The sequence below is a fragment of the Ursidibacter sp. B-7004-1 genome (genome assembly GCF_053654055.1).
This window is the reverse complement of sequence record NZ_JBSIUP010000029.1, coordinates 1-20,106: the sequence shown is the minus strand read 5'-3', so window position 1 is coordinate 20,106 and position 20,106 is coordinate 1. Positions and strand designations below refer to the sequence as shown.

17 protein-coding genes are annotated in these 20,106 nt (G+C 37.0%); 4 read left to right on the top strand and 13 right to left on the bottom strand.

Translation table 11 applies throughout. The annotated features are described in order from the left end of the window. Positions 1-43: 43 nt before the first annotated feature. Positions 44-1,276 carry a multifunctional CCA addition/repair protein gene (locus ACWIW0_RS09500; protein WP_454453114.1) on the top strand — a complete coding sequence of 411 codons (1,233 nt, stop codon included), beginning with the start codon at positions 44-46 and terminating at the stop codon, positions 1,274-1,276. A 177-nt stretch (positions 1,277-1,453) separates the two neighbouring features. On the opposite strand, the gene aroC is transcribed toward ACWIW0_RS09500, so the two are convergent. From aroC to seqA, 4 genes are read right to left on the bottom strand one after another with little or no spacing between them, the layout of a single operon-like run. Beyond that, the gene (gene aroC / locus ACWIW0_RS09495) at positions 1,454-2,536 is read right to left on the bottom strand and encodes a chorismate synthase (protein WP_454453113.1); all 1,083 of its coding nucleotides are present in this window, start codon (positions 2,534-2,536) and stop codon (positions 1,454-1,456) included. Positions 2,537-2,546: 10 nt separating this feature from the next. After that, entirely contained in the window at positions 2,547-5,837 is a 3,291-nt protein-coding gene (gene mscK / locus ACWIW0_RS09490) for a mechanosensitive channel MscK (protein WP_454453112.1), read from the bottom strand. Further along, positions 5,830-7,281 carry an o-succinylbenzoate--CoA ligase gene (menE, locus tag ACWIW0_RS09485; protein WP_454453111.1) on the bottom strand — a complete coding sequence of 484 codons (1,452 nt, stop codon included), beginning with the start codon at positions 7,279-7,281 and terminating at the stop codon, positions 5,830-5,832. The genes mscK and menE overlap by 8 nt, the downstream gene beginning before the upstream one ends. Positions 7,282-7,298: 17 nt before the next feature. Continuing rightward, on the bottom strand, positions 7,299-7,859 hold the full coding sequence (gene seqA, locus ACWIW0_RS09480) for a replication initiation negative regulator SeqA (protein ID WP_454453110.1): 561 nt from the start codon (positions 7,857-7,859) through the stop codon (positions 7,299-7,301). A 113-nt stretch (positions 7,860-7,972) separates the two neighbouring features. Between seqA and ACWIW0_RS09475 the strand changes: the two genes are divergently transcribed. Further along, on the top strand, positions 7,973-8,752 hold the full coding sequence (locus ACWIW0_RS09475) for an alpha/beta fold hydrolase (protein WP_454453109.1): 780 nt from the start codon (positions 7,973-7,975) through the stop codon (positions 8,750-8,752). A gap of 75 nt (positions 8,753-8,827) precedes the next feature. Here ACWIW0_RS09475 and lptD read toward each other — a convergent pair whose 3' ends face one another. The 6 genes from lptD to ACWIW0_RS09445 form a co-directional block, all read right to left on the bottom strand. Continuing rightward, the gene (gene lptD, locus ACWIW0_RS09470) at positions 8,828-11,188 is read right to left on the bottom strand and encodes an LPS assembly protein LptD (protein ID WP_454453108.1); all 2,361 of its coding nucleotides are present in this window, start codon (positions 11,186-11,188) and stop codon (positions 8,828-8,830) included. Between the two features lie 76 nt (positions 11,189-11,264). Then, positions 11,265-12,632 (bottom strand): oxygen-independent coproporphyrinogen III oxidase, encoded by a 1,368-nt coding sequence (gene hemN / locus ACWIW0_RS09465; RefSeq protein ID WP_454446527.1) that lies wholly within the window; start codon positions 12,630-12,632, stop codon positions 11,265-11,267. A 7-nt stretch (positions 12,633-12,639) separates the two neighbouring features. Then, a complete protein-coding gene (locus tag ACWIW0_RS09460; protein WP_454446526.1) occupies positions 12,640-13,089 on the bottom strand; it encodes a DUF2489 domain-containing protein in 450 nt (149 codons plus the stop codon). Positions 13,090-13,277: 188 nt separating this feature from the next. Continuing rightward, on the bottom strand, positions 13,278-13,853 hold the full coding sequence (gene yihI, locus ACWIW0_RS09455) for a Der GTPase-activating protein YihI (protein ID WP_454453107.1): 576 nt from the start codon (positions 13,851-13,853) through the stop codon (positions 13,278-13,280). A 152-nt stretch (positions 13,854-14,005) separates the two neighbouring features. Then, complete coding sequence (gene pgeF / locus ACWIW0_RS09450; RefSeq protein WP_454453106.1) at positions 14,006-14,743, bottom strand: peptidoglycan editing factor PgeF; 738 nt, start codon at positions 14,741-14,743, stop codon at positions 14,006-14,008. A gap of 26 nt (positions 14,744-14,769) precedes the next feature. Continuing rightward, positions 14,770-15,159 carry a RidA family protein gene (locus ACWIW0_RS09445; protein ID WP_454453105.1) on the bottom strand — a complete coding sequence of 130 codons (390 nt, stop codon included), beginning with the start codon at positions 15,157-15,159 and terminating at the stop codon, positions 14,770-14,772. A gap of 135 nt (positions 15,160-15,294) precedes the next feature. Here ACWIW0_RS09445 and yejK point away from each other — a divergent pair, with 135 nt between their 5' ends. Together yejK and bamE are read left to right on the top strand one after the other, a co-directional pair. Continuing rightward, on the top strand, positions 15,295-16,296 hold the full coding sequence (yejK, locus tag ACWIW0_RS09440; RefSeq protein ID WP_454446592.1) for a nucleoid-associated protein YejK: 1,002 nt from the start codon (positions 15,295-15,297) through the stop codon (positions 16,294-16,296). Between the two features lie 63 nt (positions 16,297-16,359). Beyond that, positions 16,360-16,707, top strand: coding sequence for an outer membrane protein assembly factor BamE (gene bamE / locus ACWIW0_RS09435; protein ID WP_454453104.1), 348 nt, complete (start codon positions 16,360-16,362; stop codon positions 16,705-16,707). A 55-nt stretch (positions 16,708-16,762) separates the two neighbouring features. Here the strand turns inward: bamE and rlmM are convergent, their stop codons facing one another. The 3 genes from rlmM to ACWIW0_RS09420 form a co-directional block, all read right to left on the bottom strand. Next, complete coding sequence (rlmM, locus tag ACWIW0_RS09430) at positions 16,763-17,845, bottom strand: 23S rRNA (cytidine(2498)-2'-O)-methyltransferase RlmM (protein ID WP_454453103.1); 1,083 nt, start codon at positions 17,843-17,845, stop codon at positions 16,763-16,765. Positions 17,846-17,864: 19 nt separating this feature from the next. Further along, entirely contained in the window at positions 17,865-18,266 is a 402-nt protein-coding gene (locus ACWIW0_RS09425) for a DUF423 domain-containing protein (protein ID WP_454453125.1), read from the bottom strand. 154 nt (positions 18,267-18,420) lie between these two features. Continuing rightward, the coding region (locus ACWIW0_RS09420; protein WP_454453102.1) for a YadA-like family protein at positions 18,421-20,106 on the bottom strand (1,686 nt) is incomplete at its 5' end.

Genomic DNA, 20,106 nt, shown 5'->3' with positions numbered 1-20,106 from the left:
CTCCCTATTAAAATCAATATACTTCAATTAAAAATAGGAAAAAATGGATATTTATTTAGTCGGTGGAGCGGTACGAGATCAGCTACTTGGCTTAACAGTCACAGACAGAGATTGGCTCGTAGTAGGTACAACACCTACCCAATTATTAGCGGAAGGTTATCAACAAGTAGGAAATGACTTTCCTGTATTTCTCCACCCCAAAACCAAAGAAGAATACGCTCTGGCCCGTACAGAACGAAAAAATGGGCAGGGTTATAACGGCTTTCTCTGTAATTTCTCACCCGATATTACCTTAGCAGAAGATTTATTACGACGAGATCTTACTATCAATGCGATTGCTCAAGACTTAGATGGCAACCTTCACGATTTTTATGGGGGAATAACCGATCTTGAACAACGTATTCTACGCCACGTTTCCCCAGCTTTTAGTGAAGATCCATTGCGAGTATTGCGTGTTGCTCGTTTTGCAGCTCGTTTTCACCATCTTGGATTTCAAATAGCACCTGAAACCTTTCAGCTAATGAAAGAAATCAGTAAAAGCGGTGAGTTAGATTACTTAACCGCCGAGCGAGTTTGGCTAGAAACACAAAAAGCCTTTAATACGCCATCACCACATATTTATTTTCAGATACTACACGATATTGGGGCATTAGCGATTTTATTTCCTGAAGTAAATGCACTATTTGGGGTGCCACAACCTGAAAAACATCACCCTGAAATTGACTCAGGTATTCACACACTCTTAGTGCTAGCACAAGCGAAAAAATTAGTGGATAAAGCTAATGATCCTGACAGCGTACTTTTTGCGGCACTCTGCCACGATTTAGGCAAAGCCCTCACACCAAAAGAGATACTTCCACACCATTATGGACACGAATATAAAGGTATCGCCCCTACCGAAAAACTTGCAAGTCGTTTAAAAGTACCTACTCATAGTAAAGAATTTGCAAAATTGGTAGCAGAATTTCATACCCATATCCATAAAATAATGGAACTCCGCCCCGAAACAGTAATTAAATTATTTAATAAATTAGATGTATGGCGTAAACCACAACGTTTCTTTGATTTTCTATTGGTATGCGAAGCGGACAGTAAAGGACGCTTAGGCTTTGAACAGCGAGAATATCCACAGGCTGACTATGCCAAACAACTTTATGCTATCGCTAACCAGATTGATGTACAAAATGTTATCGCAGATGGTTTTGAAAAAGCGAATATAAAAACTGAGCTAGATAAACGCCGACAGTTTGCAATCAAACAATTTAAACAGATGTAGAAATAGCCATAAAAAATCGATCAAATATATCACCGCCCAAAAGGGATATTTTTCGCTATTACAACGTTTAGTTCATTTTAAAATTAAAGGGCTGAGTCCTGTGCAATATAGAACTCAGCCTAAATTAAATCAGCCTAACTCTTCTGGGGAATATCATTAAAATTAGCTTTATTATAATCAACGACACTGTGCTTTAAAGCGTAGCAAGTGATCCAATAAAACAATGGCTACCATAGCTTCTGCAATAGGTACAGCACGAATACCGACACAAGGGTCGTGTCTCCCTTTAGTAATCAGCTCTACGGCTTCATTGTTAAGATTTACGCTACGTCCAGGAATAGTGATACTTGATGTTGGTTTTAGAGCAATATGAGCAATTATTGGCTGCCCTGAACTAATCCCACCTAAAATACCGCCTGCGTGGTTTGAACAAAAACCTTCAGGAGTCATTTCATCACGATGATCAGTCCCTCTCTGCTCTACTACCCCAAAGCCATCGCCAATTTCAACACCTTTCACTGCATTAATAGACATTAAAGCGTGTGCAAGATCGGCATCTAAGCGATCAAATACAGGCTCTCCTAATCCAACTGGCACATTTTCTGCGATTACAGTCAATTTTGCACCGATTGAATTGCCTTCTTTTTTAAGTTCTCGAATTAGCTCATCAAATTGTTCAACCGCTTGTGGATCTGGGCAAAAAAATGGGTTGCTATTAACTTGTTGCCAATCTATTTTCTGAATATCCGCAATACTGCTCGGATCAATTTTCACAGAACCGATCTGTGATAAATAGCCACGAACTTCAACCCCAAATTGTTCCTTCAAATATTTCTTTGCAATTGCCCCTGCTGCAACTCGCATTGCAGTTTCACGAGCAGATGAACGCCCACCACCACGATAATCTCGAATACCATATTTTTGTTGGTAGGTGAAGTCTGCGTGTCCTGGGCGATATTTATCCATAATATCCCCATAATCTTTTGAGCGTTGATCACCATTTTTAATGATTAAACCAATACTTGTACCTGTGGTTTTACCTTCAAATACACCTGATAAAATTTGCACTTCATCATCTTCTCTACGTGGTGTTGTATAGCGTGATGTACCCGGTTTTCTACGATCTAAATCGGGTTGGATATCTGCTTCGGTCAAACTCATATTAGGCGGTACACCATCAACAGTGCACCCTAAAGCAATACCGTGAGATTCACCAAACGTTGTTACTTTAAATAATTGTCCAATACTGTTTCCTGCCATTTTCCCTTCCTTATTGTGTTAATTGTGCTATTTTCTCTGGTAAATTAGCATTGTGCAAATGCACATCTACCTGCTGAAATGCGATTTTTATTTGATGTTGTTTAAACAATTCATCAATACGATGATACAAGAAATTACGCGTTTCTGAACGATCGTCCAATTCAGCAACATAAACGTTTAATTCGTGTTCTATCCAACCTTCCCCAAAACTCAGTAAATTAACGCTTGTTGATGGTTCAGTCATTACTTTTGGTGCTTCTGAAGCAGCTTGGAATAAAAGTTTTCTTACCATTTCTAAATTACTTTGGTTGCTAATTTTCATCTGAATTTGAATACGAGTAATCGTATTATTCAGCGTCCAGTTAATAAAACGATCTGTTACAAACGCTTGGTTAGGCAATACAACTTCTTTATTTTCGTCATCAATAAGGGTTGTTGAACGTAACCGAATTTTACTAATTACTCCAGTAAACGCACCTACTGTTACTTTATCTCCCACTCGAATTGGGCGTTCGAATAATAAGATTGTGCCTGATACAAAACTACCAAAAATTTCTCGAACTCCAAAACCTAAACCAACTGAAAGTGCGGTAAAGACCCATTGGATCTTACTCCACGAGATCCCTAATGATGTAAAAGCCGAAATACTGCCAAAAGTAACGATAAAATAAGTTAAAACAGCGGTGATTGTATGTGGCGTTCCCTTAGATAACTTTATTCGAGAAAAGAAGGTAACTTCTAAAATACCCGCAATATTTTTAACCAATACATAGGTGATTACAATATAAATGCTCGATCGTAATAAATTCAGTAAAGTAATTGATTCTACAACAGTACCTTTTGCGGTGGTTTCGACTTGTTCCCACAAAATAAAGCCATTGAGATAATAAGCCACGCTAATTAAATCTGACCAAATTGCATAGAGTGAAACAAACAGCAACACCCAAGCAACTAAATCTGCCATTCTGAAAATCTGCTCATTTACCGTAGAGATTTTGATCTTTTCTTCTCTAGGCTCTTCTTTAGTTGATTCTTGAGCCTGCTCACGAATTTTTTCTCGTTTATTTTGTAAACGGCGATATGCCATTCTACGAGAAGATATCGTTAATGAACGATAAGCAAAATAACGCCCAAATACCCAAACTAATGCAACTAAATAACTCTTAATAATATGTTCAATAACATAAACTGCTGTATAGTAATAACCTAAAATAATTAACACAATCAATGTAACTGGCACAACAAATAGTACTAAACGTAAGAGTTTAAATAACCCTACACTGCGTTTTGTGCCATCTTCCAATACTGCATTTTGGTATTCTTGAATCCCCCTATCCAGTAATGGTCTAATTACAAATAGACATAGTAACAATGCCAAAATTGTCATTACTTGACCAATAACATCGTTGCTGAAATCAATACTATCAACCTGAGAGAAAAGCGATGAAACCACTAATAGTAATACAACAATCCAAATGGATTGACGAATAATTCGTTGGAAGATCTCATTACTTGCCTGTGGCATTCCAAAATGGCTATAAGCAATTCCATTATGCCTTAATAGTTCTAGTACTGTCGCAAAGAATACCCAATAACCTGACACCGCAGTAATCCACACTGTTGTTGAGAGTGGATTAGTAAAAAATATAGAAAGTAAAATTGTTGAAATAATCAAAAACAATAGATTACCAGGTAAAGTCAGTACAACTGTCCACAACATAGCTTCAGGTGTATGCCAATGGCTATCATTTTTTAAGGTATTAACTTGGCTAGCTAATTTTGCTAAACGCTGTTTAATGGCTGGTTTCTTCCAAATTATAAGCCCATAGAGTAATAATAAAGTTAAAATAAAGGCTAATTTAGATGGTAAATTCTGTTTAATATTTTCAAAACCAATATATTGGGTTAGCTCACTAATTTCTTTTAATGCTAACTTAGGGAAAGTCTCTAACCAAAACAAATCAATTGGATTATTACTTTGTACCCAAAAACTCTGCTGTTGTAATTTATCTTGTAATGAATCACTCAATTCAATAACTTTATGCTGAATAGATTCAATTTCATTTGATAAATTAAGTTGTGAATTTAATGTCTTAACTAAATCAACTAAAATCTTCTCACGTTCTTTTAAAATATCAGTTAAAGTTTGTCGTTCATTATCATCAAATAGGGTTTTATTTTTAGCTTGTAATTTTTCAATAACATTTGGAATATTATATAGTTCATCTCGTTTTTGTGTAATATCAAATAACTCAACTCGTAAAGTTGCAATATCTTTTGCCAATCCTTTAATAACACTATCTGTTGGTAAGCTTTGTTTTTGTTGATTAATAACACGAGAAAGTACTAATGTCCCTTGTAAAGCACTAATTTGTTCTTCAATATTACGCTTTGTTTGTGTTAATGCATCCAAGACATTTTTTGCCCTTAAATTATCTTGAGATAATCTATTTACTTTTTGTGTCTGCTCAACAAGATATTGACTTAAATCGGTATTTAAAGTTAATTCTTCCTGAATAATTGGGTTTTCAATTTTATTATTTGCTTTTAATTCTTCAGCTTGTTTGGCTTGTGCCTGATACTCTTTTAAACGATTAGCATTTAATACTTCCTGTAAGAAAGATAGTTGTTTTTGTAATAATTGCTGTTTAAGATTGATTTCTGTTTTACGAGATTCATCAATTGAAATCAATAAATCAATATTCTGCCCTAGAATTAAGTTATAACGATTATTCACTTCAATATATTTTAATTCAGCATTATATTTATCAATCAGTGATTTACTTGCTTGACTATTATATTTCCAACGATTTAATTTATCTGCTTGCGTATTATTTTCTAAGATCTGTTTTCGAGTAAAATCTAGTGCAGAACGATAACTTGCTAGACTTGAGCTTACTTCATTTAATTGTGTCTGATTATCTTGTAACTGTTGATGAATCGTATCTTGTCGATTCTCAACAGCCTCATTATTTAAAGCAAAAAAATTATTAACACTAGACTCTAATTCTTCTTTTAATTGTTGAATACTTGTTTGATATTTTGCAAGCGTATTAGGAGCTTCTTTAATTTTCTTTTCTAAATTATCAATATCGGCTTGTTGTTTTTTAGTTTTTTCAATAAAAGATAATGCTCCCTCTAGATTTTTTGCTAGAAGAGCCATTTCATCATTTGTATTTAATTTTAAAGCATCTAACTGTACCTTAATATCATCTGCAGTAACTAAATTTTCTACCGCCTGAATAGGTTGTGCAACCACTAACCATAAGTAGCCGATTATCCCTAAAATTCGTTTATACATTTTTTTCTCTCTTAAATTGTAAAGCGATTTCTTGTTGTAATTTTTTTCTTGGATATTTTATCCCACCTTGAATAGGTGATGGGAATGGTACATAAGCAATCGGTAATTTGAATTTTTCTAAATGTTGTTTCGCAAAACTTTCTAATAATCTGACCGCTTGTAAATTAAATAAGTCGATAAATTCTACCACCGCAACAGGTCTAAAACCAAATTCATTATCACTAATTGGAACGATCATTACTTGCTCAAGTAACCCCGATGATAATAATATTTTTTCAATTTGTTCAGGTTGAATATTTTCTCCCCCTGAAATAAACATATTATCTAAACGCCCTTCTACTACTAAATGATTTTGCTTATTCCAAAAACCTTTATCTTTTGTTGCAAACCAACCTTGAGAATTGACAAAGGGAACAATCTGTTGGTTAAGCCAATAACCTAGCCCTAAACCAGCCCCTCGAACCCAAATTTCATTTTGATCAATCAACACCTCTCTCTGCCACAATGGGCGACCAACATTATCATTTTCCGATTTCACTGCACAAACTGTCGATGCCATTTCAGTTAGTCCATATCCAGCATAGGTTTCTATACCTTGCTGCATCGCTTGTGTGATCAACTCACTGGATATAAAAGATCCCCCTAAAAGTATTTTTTGTTTTTTTACACTTCTTTCTGGTTGGGCTAAATAACGTTGCAGCTGGGTAGGAACTAAAGAGGCGTGGCTAGACCGTTCTAACCCTTGCCAGAAATCTTGCTTATCTTCCACCACCATCAATGTCGCCCCCACCGAAAGCCAACGCCATACAATACCTTGCCCTGAAACGTGAAATAGCGGTAAGCTCAATAGCCAACAATGCTGTTGTTGGAAATCCATTAGTTCACATACTCCCTTAGCATTATCTAAGTGTTGCTGAATGGTATGCACAACAGCTTTCGGGCTACCGGAAGATCCTGATGTTAATGTAAAAGTAGCTGGCAAATTAAAGTGATCTATTTGGTTACAATCTGGTTGTAGTGCATAAGCGGTAAGATCTTGAGAGAAATCTGCAAAATAATGATCGGTGATCAAAACCTCTACACCATTTTGTAATAAACAAGATTTTAATTGCTTTTCAGGCATCATAGGGGAAATCTGTAATAGCCTAGCGCCCATTGCTAATGTGGCACAATAGCATAGTAACCCAGCTAAACGATGAGAGCCTTGATAAGCAACCAATGAAGTAGAGTTCACTCCTATTTGGGATAAATATAACTGGGCAGAAAGCACTAATTTTTGCCACTCAGCCCAAGTAATTTGCTCTGCTATATTTGGAAAAAGTGTCGATGATGAAGATAACGCAGAATTTTCATCTCGCACATAGCCTTTTTTCCAGATGATAGCGACTTCATTTGGCTGCTGTCTTGCCCAATAAGCAGTGGGAAATTGCAAAAATTCTGCCATTGATACTCAACCTAAAACTAGGCTAAAGAATTTTTAACAAGATCAATCAATGTTTCGGGTAACTCCATTGCCTGCATAATTGAGCCTAAAATGATCCCTTTACGTTCAGTATTATTATTTGTAATTACCCAAAATGGAGAGTCTGGGATCTGTTTAGCTTTAACACTACTACCTGTCGCTAAAATCGTCTCTTTGTCACGAGCAAAATAAATACGTTCACTTCCTTGAACATTCTCAGTGGCGTGTGCAAATTCTTCCGGATTCATTACATAAAGAGCTGAAAGTATCTGTAAAAAACGATTAACAACCTTAGTCTCCCCCATAAACTGGCTTGAAGCAAGGGTAAATTCTATACGTTTAATCAATTTTTCTTGATCAGTTAGCACTTTCTTTGTTTTCGGTAACTTTGCGAGATCTTTGAGTTCATTGATCATATTTTCTTGCACAAGCACAAATGGTTGGGGTGATTCAGGCAAACGTAATAAACGACGTAGAATATCGGAGGCACTTTCACCAATTGCTTGAGTACGGCTTGCAATATAATGATATAATTCGTCATCAACTTCGATGTTTTTCATCTTTTCCCCTTAAATATCTTGATTACAAAAAAATTCTAGGCATTATACGCATTTCAGCTCCAATTTACAGGATCTGATTTGAATTATTTAGATAAATTTTAGTGAATTTTACAATGGAAAAAAGCTATCTCAACTACCAGTTTCAAAAAGCATCGCACTCAAACAATACAACTCAAACAATGGTGTTTATCCACGGGTTATTTGGTGACTTAAATAATTTAGGCGTAATTGCTCGAGCTTTTGCAGAGAACTACCACATTTTACGTGTAGATTTACGTAATCACGGACAATCATTTCACACTGATGAAATGAACTATCAGGAAATGGCAGAAGATCTGCGAAAATTACTCACATATTTATCTATTCAAAATGCTATTATTGTTGGGCATTCAATGGGGGGAAAGACTGCAATGGCACTTGCAAATTTAGCCCCGAACTTAGTTGAAAAATTAGTGGTAATAGATATTGCACCTGTGGCTTATCAGCTTAATCGCCACGACAGTATTTTTGCAGGATTGTTTGCAGTGAAGTCAGCAAAACCAGAGAATCGTCAAAGAGCCAAAATTGAGATCGCTAAAGGGATAAAAGATGAAGGTGTTCAGCAATTTATGCTGAAATCATTTGATCCTACAAGTCCTGAAAGTTTTAAATTTAATCTATCTAGCTTACATAAGAACTATGCAAACCTAATGGGCTGGCAATCGGTTTCAGTCAATAAACCAACTTTATTTATCAAAGGCGAACTTTCTGATTATCTGCAAGAAAAAGATACCCAAACTGTACTAGAACAATTCCCACAAGCAAAATTATTTGTTGTGAGTAATGCAGATCACTGGGTTCACGCTGAAAAACCTGATGCCGTTATTCGAGCTATTCAGAAATTTTTAGGTTAATCAATATTTTCTAAAAGTAAAATATAATGGTTACTAATAATCATAGTAAATAATTATTAGCAACCATTTTCCTGTTTAATTAATATCGTATGCTTCAGTATAAGGAATAATTCCTCGTTTAAGCATTTTTGAAACTCCGCTATTGTAATTATTACCAAAGCGTAATTCAAAATTAATACCAAAACGATTGTCATAGTAGAAATCTCTAACGGTATCTGATTTACCCGTTGGTGTTGCAACTAAACGTCTTGCAGTATAAAGAGATACATTCCAACAACAAGTGTTATATGTAATCCCTAATTGACTTTCTACTGGTTTTTTCAATGCTATATCGTGGTAGTGAGATGCCATTACTCCTACTTTATCTGTCACTTCCCAACCTATCACTGCACCCACCTGCTTAATATCTTGACCATAACGGTTAGAACTTAAATTTTGGTCAATATAGTTACGGCTTGCATAACGGTAGTTAAGCTGCACAAGGTTATTGTCTTTGAATTTATATTGTAATGATGTATTAGCCAATGCCGTTTTCTTCAAACGAGTATCATATTGATATGAACCGTGCCAGTTCCATTTTGGGTGGAATTTCCAGTTTGATTCTAATGACCAAGATGATGAACGTTTAGTCGTACTGTTGGCAGAAATATTATCAATCTTAGATGGCGATAAATAATAGATTTGCCCTGCACTAAAGTTAAATACTTCACTACCTGTCTGGTTGTTAAAGAAACGAGTTGTCCCCCCTACTGTAACTTGATTAGCAGATGCTATTCTGTCTAAACCACTATAACGGCGATCATTAAAAAGAGAAAAATAATCCTGCTGTAATAGTGCGGAATCATAACCTAGTCCTAAACTTTGCTGACGTTGCGATCCAATATTTGATTGATCTTTGTAAGGGCGATAAAGATATTGAATTCGTGGTTCTAAAACTTGGTCAAAACCATCAAAAAGGTTTCTTTTTGCTTCTAATGTTGTTTTCAGGTCTAATTTAAATTGTGGTAATACACGAGTTACATTACGCTGAATATCTTCAGCATTTGAGTCTTCTCCCTTTTTCTGAAGGTATTGCGTTGCATATAATTTGGTTTCTAAATTAACACTACCAAAACGGTTTGCAAAAGGGAAATTCATTACAGGCTCTGCGTGAAAACGCCAAGCAGTCGGCATTGTTTTACTATCATTAGCAAAATAGGAAGCTTGCCCAAAGAAAGAGAAATCACCATTTTTTACAAGATCATTTTTGTAATAATGGAAATCAATTTGTGGAAACACTCGATATGGTGTACTGCCCGACTCATCAAAGGTTTGGAATCGTTTGGCTGCAATTGAGATATTGTAGCTTGGTTGATAGTAGCCTAATTTGAAATTTTGCGTGGCGTAACCATCGGTACTATTTCCATAATTTGATTCAAAATCAGAGAAGTAACGTCTATCACTTACTCTAGTGTAGTCTGCAGAAAAACGCCAGTTACTTGCAAAATTAATAGTATGTTGCCAAAAGAGTAAATGGCGAGATTTCTGTTTTTCTGTCCAAGCTGGTAAGCGGTCTTTTTGCATATATTCTGCTGCAAATTTCCCTTCACCAAATTGTGTTAAATAACGAAACTCAGGGCTAAGTTGCCAACCACGACGGCTGAAATAGGTAGGGGTAAAAGTTGCATCCATATTCGGTGCAATATTCCAATAAAATGGTTGAGAATAGAAATAACCATCTCTACTTGAATGCCCCGCATTTGGAATAAGTAACCCTGAACGGCGGCGATCACCAATTGGGAATTGTAAATAGGGTGAGTAAAACACAGGTACACCTAAAACTTTAAATCTAGCGTGCCATAACTCAGCATATTCATCTTTAACGTGTTGAACCATTTCATTTGCTTCAATCGACCAAGATTCATCATTTGGTAAACAAGACGTAAAAGTTGCATTTTTCATTATGCGTTGTTCATCTGTTACTGATACATTCTCAGCTGTGCCACGTCCTTGACGACCAACTAATTGATAATCTGCATTAGCCAAATTAGATTCTTTACTCATTAAGTTAATTGTCGCATCACGCCCTTTGGCGTTGATAATATTATCACGATAATCAAAAGTGCCTTGTAAATAGGCGTAACGACTATTCTCTCCCTCTCGTTCTACTCGAACTTGATCAGCTGAGATTGTACGATTACCTTGTTGAATATTTACATCACCTGTATAAGTTGCATCTTTAGGTTGATTGATTAAAGCACTATCGGCTTCAATATAGACAGGTAATTGAGTTTGATCACCTTTCACGACTTCACCGTGAAATTGTGGAACACCAAGCAAACATTGTGCTTGTAAAGGGTTGATTGGTTTATCTGTCTCTTGTTCTGCCATTGCATAATTGCTATAACAAGCTGTCATTACAGCAAGTGAAAGTAAATTGTAATGGTGCTGTTTCATATATCGTCCTATCATTTTGTGGAACAGCAAGCGGTCGATTTTACAAAAAAATTTGCAAATCTCACCGCTTGTTTAATTAAATAATGCGTGAAAACTGTTGTCTTCTCGCTTGTTGTCTTGAATAAATATCAAAACACATACAGATATTGCGGATAAGCAATCGCCCTTTTGGTGAGACTTTAATCCCTGTTTCACCAATTTCTAATAAACCATCTTGTACTAATGGAGCAAGTAGTTCTAAATCTTCTTTAAAATAGGTTTTAAAATCAATTTGATACTCTTGCTCAAAAGGAACGTAATCTAATTTAAAATTACAAATAAGAGCTTTGATTACATCTCGGCGTAAACAGTCATCTTTTGTCATCGTGAGCCCTTTCTGCAACGCAATACCACGATTTTCAACTTCAGCATAATACTGTTTTAGCTCTTTATGGTTTTGAGCATAGCTATCACCTAATAAACTAATTGCTGATACACCCATTCCTAGCAAATCAGCATCTTCTTGTGTCGTATAGCCTTGAAAATTACGGTGTAAAATACCTTGTTCTTGAGCAACTGCTAATTCATCATCAGGTTTCGCAAAGTGATCCATACCAATAAATTTATAACCTGCCTTGCCTAAAGTTTCGATCGTTTTTTGTAAAATATCTAACTTAGTTTGTGGAGGTGGTAACATCTCATCTTTGATTTTGATTTGAGCGGCAAATCGGCTTGGCAAGTGTGCATAGTTAAACACACTCATTCGATCAGGGTTTAGCTCAATTACTTTCTCTAATGTAAACAGAAAACTTTCTACTGTCTGTTTTGGCAAGCCATAAATTAAATCAATGTTAGTAGAAGTAAAACCCAATTCTTTTGCTCGCTTCATCAAAGCAAATATAAAGTCTTCGTCTTGTTCACGATTAACTAGTTTCTGAACTTCTTTATTGAAATCTTGGATACCCATACTAATTCGGTTAAATCCAATTTGACGTAAGTGATCCAACATATCTAACTCAATCTCACGCGGATCCATCTCAATACTAATTTCCGCATCTTCACTGACATTAAAATGTTTACGCAACATTGCCATTAAGCGAAGAGATTGATCTTCATCGAGATAAGTTGGCGTACCGCCCCCCCAATGGATTTGCGTTACTCGGCGATTTTTAAATAGCTCTGCACGATATTTAATTTCTTTTTCTAAATAATCTAAATAAATATCTACTTTATGTTGATGACGAGTAATAATTTTATTACAGGCACAGAAATAGCAAAGTTTATGACAAAATGGAATATGTACATAAAGGGAAAGTGGTTTATCTGGGTAACGTGTAGCGGCAATTTGGAAATCATCATCATTGTATGATTCATTAAATTCCAGTGCCGTTGGGTAAGAAGTATAGCGTGGCCCCGATTGATTATATTTTTGAATGAGATTGAGATCCCAAATAATGTCTGACATTGATAACCTACTTCAACTCTTGTTTAAATTGCTCCATTTCAGCCAATAGCTGTTGAAGCTCTGTTTTAATCTGTTGTGCCAATTCCGCTTCTTTGGCTTCACGCTCTAAATCAAATTTCATTCGCTCATTACGTTTAAGTGTTCTACGTTCTTCCAGAATAGGCATTGATTCAACCACTTGATATAACTCCCACATCGCTGGAAATTGAGATAATTTCTTGCCTAATACATCAAGTAAAGGTTTTAATCGTAATACACCTTCGGAAAAATCACACTGCTCAACAAGCATTGCTCGAGCAATCACATCTATACTCTCTAAGATATTCAGATAACGAGCATTTTTTGCCTGTTTTAATTGCTTTTGCTGACGATTTAATTTCATAAATAACGAAATTGCATAACCTGCCATTGAGATAAGGATTAAAACAGCCAAAATAATTAAGAAAAAACGCATCATTGGCAAAACTCTATATTACTTTAAAATTGGGACACGAAAGCGTCATTATTTTAAATAGGGGACACGAAGCGTCGTGTCCCTACTTCGGATTTATTTTTTACGAATATAATATCGACATTGTAGCGACGCCACGCTTGGCGTCGATTTATTATAACAAGTCAGAAATCATTAGTAGTCTAGCTAATAAATTAGCGGAATTTATTTATATCCATTGTTTCAAATTGACGCAATAACGCTTCAGAATCATCTTCTTCATCTTCAATACCTAGTTCGGTCATTAACTCGTGGACACGATCTAAACATTCATCAACAAATTTTTGATCTTCAACAGATAATGTTTTGCCTGCTTCTAAATCATCTAATAATTGATTCAGACATTCATTATTTTCTAATTGCTCTAATTCTAACTCAGGTGAAAGACGTGGTTTTTCCACTTCTAACATTACAGGCTTAATGGTTTTACCTTTTTCTGGCTGATTTACAAATTCCACCATTAATGGCACTTTTTTACGGCTACCAATTCGAGGATCTTTAACTTCTTTTGTAACCGCTTTCTTCTGCTCTAGCCCTTCATTAGCACGAGAACCTGACGGCAATCCTTTATGTTTACGCTTTTTCTTTTCTTCACGAGCTTGTAGATCCAATTCATAACGACTTGGTTTGCGACTTTTAGAGGGTCTAGCTTTTGGTTGTTCAAAAGGTTTATCTACCTTTCTTGCAGGCATAATATCGGTAATTCGGCGTGTTTTTTTTGTACGACTCATAAGTCTTCTATCAGTTAATAAAAATAGTTGGAGATTGTACCACTAACTGCAACGAATGAAAATTGAGAATATGAAATGCTTTGAATGGTGAAATCTTTTGAGAGAAGTGTAGGAACATTACATTTAACGCTCCCACATTAAAAATAGATAAGCTATTCTGCTCGCCAAATCAGGGTTGCCATTCGTCCTGTTTGCTGATCTCTACGATAGGAAAAAAATTGTGTTTCATCACAATAAGTACAGAAATCACCACCAGAAATCTGTGTAATACCTAACTTATTAAGGCGTTGTGTCGCAATTTGGTAAAGATTGCCGAGAAACTTACCGCTTGTTTGTTCATCAGCTATAAAAGCATCTTTAGCTTGTGGATCAACGGCACAAAATTGATCAATAACTTCTTGACCAACTTGGAATGCTGTTGGACCAATAGCAGGTCCTAACCACGCGGTGATTTGTGATGGTTTACAAGCAAATTCTTTAACAGTAGCTTCTAAAATACCATCACATAAACCTCGCCAACCTGCGTGTGCTGCTGCAATTTCTTTTCCATCTTGACTACAAAAAATGACAGGTAAACAGTCTGCGGTCATTACTAAGCAAACTTGATTTGGTTGATTGGTATAAACCGCATCAGCATTTAAGTCCGTACTTTCCGCTGGAATACGCAGTACTTTGGTGCTGTGGGTTTGAGTAAGGAAGATAGGAAAATGAGGTAAACCGCCTTGTTCGGTTAGAATTTGGCGGTTTTGTTTAACCAATAAAGGATCATCACCCACGTGATCGCCCAAATTAAAACTCGCAAAAGGTGGTAAACTTACCCCTCCTTCTCTTACAGTCGTAAAAGCGTGAATGTTGTTAGGTACAGACCACGTTGGTTTAATCACTTTCATTATTGTTCCTTATTTTTAGTGGTTCCTTATTTTCTTACCGCAATCGCTTCGATTTCAATACCAACATCTTTTGGTAAACGAGCTACTTCTACACAAGAACGAGCAGGGAATGCTGGGTGGTTATTCTCCCTAAAGAAAGTTTCGTACTCAACATTTACTGCTGCAAAGTCATTCAGATCTTTCACGAAAACGGTTGTTTTCACAATATCAGCAACCGTTAGACCCGCTTGCTCAATAATAGCTTTCACATTTTCTAGTGATTGACGAGCTTGTTTAACAATATCAGCTGGCACATCGCCTGTTTGTGGATTAACAGGAATTTGACCCGAAGTGAGAACTAAATTCCCCAAATCTACCGCTTGAACATAAGGACCGATTGCTTTTGGTGCATTTTCAGTATGAATTACTTTTGTCATTGTTATTTCCTCTCTAAAGTGAATAAAAATTCCAACTAGAGTTTGAAAGGTTTTTCATCATTTGTAAATAGCTTATAATCATAGAGATGAAATTTGTCAAAAATTTACAATATCTCACCGCTTACAAGGATTATTATGAGCATTACAGTTACCGAAATCGTATTACATCAACTTCACCAAACCCAAGATGAACCACCGCAACTGAATACCGTATTGCGTGAAAATTTATTATCCATTACACCAGAAGCTGAACAGATGATGTTACAGCTACATCAGACCTATCAAGGAAAAGCAAAAGCCTATGGTATATTTAGAGCAGAATCCGTTTTTGCTCAACAACTTAATCGCTTATTAGAACAAGAAACTGACTTTTTACCTTTTAGCCATAGTGCAGCAAAAATGTTAGCGAATGAATTAGCCAAATACCCGTTCGCATCAGGCGGTACTTTTATCTTATGCCGTTATACATTCTTAGCCACTGAATATTTATTTATCGGCTTAATTGATAGCCGTAGCTCAATTTTAGTCGATGATCAACTTGAGGTAAAACGGACAGAATATTTAGAAATTACCCAATATGATCTTGCTTGCCGAATCAATCTCACCGAATTGAAATTAGATGCACAATCTAATCGCTATCTTACTTTTATTAAAGGTAGAGTCGGTAGAAAAGTTGCAGATTTCTTTATGGATTTTCTTAGTGCAGATGAAGGGTTAAATCCACAATTACAAAACCAGACATTATTACAAGCTGTTAGTGATTATTGTGAACAAGGGGAACTAAATAATAGCCAAACTCAAGCTGTGAAAAAGCAAGTTTTTGATTACTGTAAAGGACAACTCAATAGTGGTGAAGAGATTGCAATTGGAGAACTTTCTGCAGCCTTACCTACTCTTAATGAACAAGATTTTGCAACATTTACACAAAATCAAGAGTATGGATTAGAAGAAAATATTCCTCCTGTACGCAATGCGTTGAAAACACTCACTAAATATTCAGGTTCAGGAAAAGGGGTAACAATTAGCTTTGATGCCGAGTTATTATCACAACGTATTATCTGGGATGAACTAAATGATACTTTAACAATCAAAGGACTGCCTGCCAATTTACGCGATCAGCTTACTCGTAATAAATAATGGCATTTTTGACACAGTTTCGGTATGATTTACCCAATTTTGAGACTTATTAAGGTTAGGATTATGAAAATGAAATCTCTTGTTGCTATTTTACTCTTAAGTGTAGGCATTAGTGCCTGTTCAACCGTAAAAAAAGTGGTTTACCGAATTGACGTACCACAAGGCAATTATTTAGAGCAAGATAAAGTTTCTCAACTTCAAGTTGGAATGAATAAAGAGCAAGTGCAATACTTATTAGGCACGCCTGTATTAAAAGATATGTTTGCTGATAATCGTTGGGATTATGTGTTTATTAAACGTGAAGGACACAATGACCCAATTCAGCATACATTATTGGTTTATTTTGATGCAAAAGGTATTGTAACAGATATTAAATTAGATAAACCTTTAGAGCCTTCAGCAACAGAATAGTTATTACCGATTAAAAGTCAATGAAACAATGTGTTAAATGTTTCATTGACTTTTACTATTTCCCCATTACCGCAATATGTACGGTAATTTCTTCACGATCGTGATACAAATGTTTAGCCTGAATAGCAAACCAAAAACCTTGTTTATTAAGCTCTTCTTCCAAATAATTTAAGCAAAGTTTGACTTCTTGATAACGCTTTTTCATTGGCAGTTTTAAGTTGAATATCGTTTCTCGACACCAACCATTAACAAGCCATTTGGCAATTAATTTAGCAATACGCATCGGTTGTTCCACCATATCACAAACTAACCAATCGATCTGTTTACGCTTTGGTGGTTGGAATTTAAAACCATCTTCCGAACAATGCTCAATACGCCCCGTATCGTGTAAACTTTCTGCCATTTTCCCGTGATCGACTGCATAAACAAATAAGCCACGCTTTACTAATTGATATGTCCAACCACCGGGGCAAGCCCCAAGATCGACCCCGATCATCTGTTCGTTTAACCGTTTTTTCTCATCACTTGCAGGAATAAAACTCAAAATAGCTTCTTCTAACTTTAAGGTAGAACGACTTGGTGCATCAGCAGGGAATTTTAAACGGGGTATTCCCATTAAAAATGGCGAGCGATTATGATTATAGGCATAACCAACATAACATTTACCCGAACCTATAAATAAAATATGTAAGCTAACACTATTTTTACTGCTCTCTTTTGCTCCTAGCCACCCTTGTTTTTTGAGTTCAGTACGCAATGGCACAGTAAACTTACGACAAAAGGTCAGTAATTCTTTCGCCTCATTCGTATCAGGCGTTTCCACCACAATATCACTACTTAAAATTGGGTTAATCGCTTGATATACTTCAATAATAGGGCTAATACGATCCTTTTCAGGTAAGTCTTGAAGTAATTCACCGACTACAAACATTTGACGGACAAAAATCAGTTCTGTGAGTTTTAATTCTTGAGCGAGGCGATCCGCTTCGTTTGGCTGATAAAATTCAAAAATCACAAAACCGCTCTGCTCTTTTAAATTTGCAAAGCCAAAAATACCAAGATCGGCAGCTTTATCAGTTATTTCGCCAGCAACTTCTTTCTCAAAACCTGCTCGACATAGTAATGCTAATTTATTCATTTTATTATTCTACTACTTATTAAGATTTAGGTTTTCTCACACTAATATAGGCAAGTGTTGCCCAGCCAATCAGAAAAATCGTACCGCCAATTGGCGTTGTCCAAACAAAAATACGGCTAGCCCCAAGTGCTAAAAGATACAAGCTACCACTAAAAAAGAGTGTACCCAATACCCAACTGCCACCAATAATATTAAAGGCTTTCGCTCTACAAGCGGGGGGATTCTGCCCTAGATTTGCAACTTGAAACAATCCCAATCCTAGCAACGCTAAGGTATGAAACATCTGGTATTTTAACCCTGTATCAATCCACTCTAATGCTTTGGGTTCAAGCGTTTTCTCTAAACCGTGAGCAGCAAATGCCCCAAAAGCAATACAAAAAAATCCGCTTAATGCGGAAAGAAATAACCATCTATTTTTCATCATAACTCTCACCAAAATACTTAATTGCTCCCATTATATCTCAAAGCTGTATGCTCATAAAAAAAATCTGCATCCTACTCAGTGAATATTCACTTTTGGGATACAGATTTTAAATTTTACTACTTTTACTAACTAGCTAATCATAGATAGTTAATTACCATTGGTAACCAATACCAACAGATCCACCAAAGTCTCCACGAGAATTTGCGTTACCCTGAAGTTTAAAGATTGTTTTACCATTATCAGATGCACGAGAGTAACCTACTGCAACCGCACTTTGACCTTTAAATGTACCAGCAGAAGCCGCTACCATTGATTTACCAGGAACATACACTTGCGGTAAACCTGCAGCTGCATTCGCACCAGCAATACCCGCACGCAGATGTTTATCTACTTTGTTGATACGAGTATTTACTGTATCAACACGTTGTTCAACCTTGTTAATACGAGCATTTGCTTCATCGACACGTTGTTCAACCTTATTAATACGAGTATTTACAGTTCCAATACGTTGTTCAAGCTGAGCTACATTCACTGCATCTGTTGGTGCAGTACCTTCCGCAACATTAGTAATTTTCTTACCACCAGCATTGATGCCATTAGCATCAATTCTAACCGTACCTACGGTAACTACACCATGATCAACATTTCGTAGATCTAACTCAACAACACCATCATTAATAACACCCTCAACATCAGCGGTGCCTACACCTTTGATTAAGACGTTTTTAATTGAGTTACTGTCTTTACCATCTTTTACGGTAAACGACTTCGGTCCAGCTTTATCGGTGATGGTAATAGTTTTGGTGCCTTGATTGTCGTCATCGACTTTAACTTCTGGGCTAAAGCCGTCTTGACCGTCTTGACCGTCTTCACCTTTGTCGCCTTTTTCACCTTGGTCGCCTTTAGGACCGCCGCCAGGACCACGTTCACCTTGAGGACCTTTGTCACCGGTTTCACCTTTGTCACCGCGTTCGCCTTTATCACCGCGTTCGCCTTTGTCGCCGGTTTCACCTTTCAGACCTTGCTCACCTTGTGGACCTTTGTCGCCAGTAGGACCTTTATCACCTTGGACGCCTTGGATACCTTGAGGGCCTTGTTCGCCATCTTTACCATCTTTGCCGTCCTTACCATCTACACCAGGTTCACCTTGAGGACCTTGAGGACCTGCGATACCTTGTTCACCTTGTGGGCCTTTCTCGCCGTCAGGACCTTTGGCACCTTGCGGGCCTTGGATACCTTGAATGCCTTGCTCACCTGGCTGACCTTTATCGCCTTGCGGACCTTTGTCACCACGGTCGCCTGTTGGACCTTTATCACCGGTTTCACCTTTATCACCGGTTTCACCTTTTTCGCCACCGTTTGGACCAGGCAAGCCACGAGGACCTTGTTCACCACGTTCACCTTTCTCACCTTTGTCACCACGGTCGCCTTTTTCGCCTTTGTCACCTTGAGGACCTTTGGCACCTTCAGCACCTTGAACACCTTGGACACCTTGAGGACCTTGCTCGCCTTGCTCGCCTTTTTGACCTCTTTCGCCCTGTTCACCTTGGATACCTTGGGCACCTTGAGCACCTTGTTCGCCAGCTTTACCGTCTTGACCGTCTTTGCCGTCCTTACCGTCTACACCTGGCGCACCTTGTGGACCTTGGATGCCTGGCTCACCTTGTGGACCTTTGTCACCGGTTTCGCCTTTATCACCGGTAGGACCTTTGTCACCGGTTTCACCTTTATCACCGGTATCACCTTTGTCGCCGCGTTCGCCTTTGTCGCCGGTTTCACCTTTATCTCCGGTTGCACCTTTGTCACCAGTTTCGCCTTTGTCGCCGCGTTCGCCTTT

Coding starts and splice junctions, on each gene's coding strand:
- ACWIW0_RS09500 (WP_454453114.1), top strand. CDS start 44: ATGGATATTTATTTAGTCGGTGGAGCGGTACGAGATCAGCTACTTGGC.
- aroC (WP_454453113.1), bottom strand. CDS start 2,536: ATGGCAGGAAACAGTATTGGACAATTATTTAAAGTAACAACGTTTGGT.
- mscK (WP_454453112.1), bottom strand. CDS start 5,837: ATGTATAAACGAATTTTAGGGATAATCGGCTACTTATGGTTAGTGGTT.
- menE (WP_454453111.1), bottom strand. CDS start 7,281: ATGGCAGAATTTTTGCAATTTCCCACTGCTTATTGGGCAAGACAGCAG.
- seqA (WP_454453110.1), bottom strand. CDS start 7,859: ATGAAAAACATCGAAGTTGATGACGAATTATATCATTATATTGCAAGC.
- ACWIW0_RS09475 (WP_454453109.1), top strand. CDS start 7,973: ATGGAAAAAAGCTATCTCAACTACCAGTTTCAAAAAGCATCGCACTCA.
- lptD (WP_454453108.1), bottom strand. CDS start 11,188: ATGAAACAGCACCATTACAATTTACTTTCACTTGCTGTAATGACAGCT.
- hemN (WP_454446527.1), bottom strand. CDS start 12,632: ATGTCAGACATTATTTGGGATCTCAATCTCATTCAAAAATATAATCAA.
- ACWIW0_RS09460 (WP_454446526.1), bottom strand. CDS start 13,089: ATGATGCGTTTTTTCTTAATTATTTTGGCTGTTTTAATCCTTATCTCA.
- yihI (WP_454453107.1), bottom strand. CDS start 13,853: ATGAGTCGTACAAAAAAAACACGCCGAATTACCGATATTATGCCTGCA.
- pgeF (WP_454453106.1), bottom strand. CDS start 14,743: ATGAAAGTGATTAAACCAACGTGGTCTGTACCTAACAACATTCACGCT.
- ACWIW0_RS09445 (WP_454453105.1), bottom strand. CDS start 15,159: ATGACAAAAGTAATTCATACTGAAAATGCACCAAAAGCAATCGGTCCT.
- yejK (WP_454446592.1), top strand. CDS start 15,295: ATGAGCATTACAGTTACCGAAATCGTATTACATCAACTTCACCAAACC.
- bamE (WP_454453104.1), top strand. CDS start 16,360: ATGAAAATGAAATCTCTTGTTGCTATTTTACTCTTAAGTGTAGGCATT.
- rlmM (WP_454453103.1), bottom strand. CDS start 17,845: ATGAATAAATTAGCATTACTATGTCGAGCAGGTTTTGAGAAAGAAGTT.
- ACWIW0_RS09425 (WP_454453125.1), bottom strand. CDS start 18,266: ATGAAAAATAGATGGTTATTTCTTTCCGCATTAAGCGGATTTTTTTGT.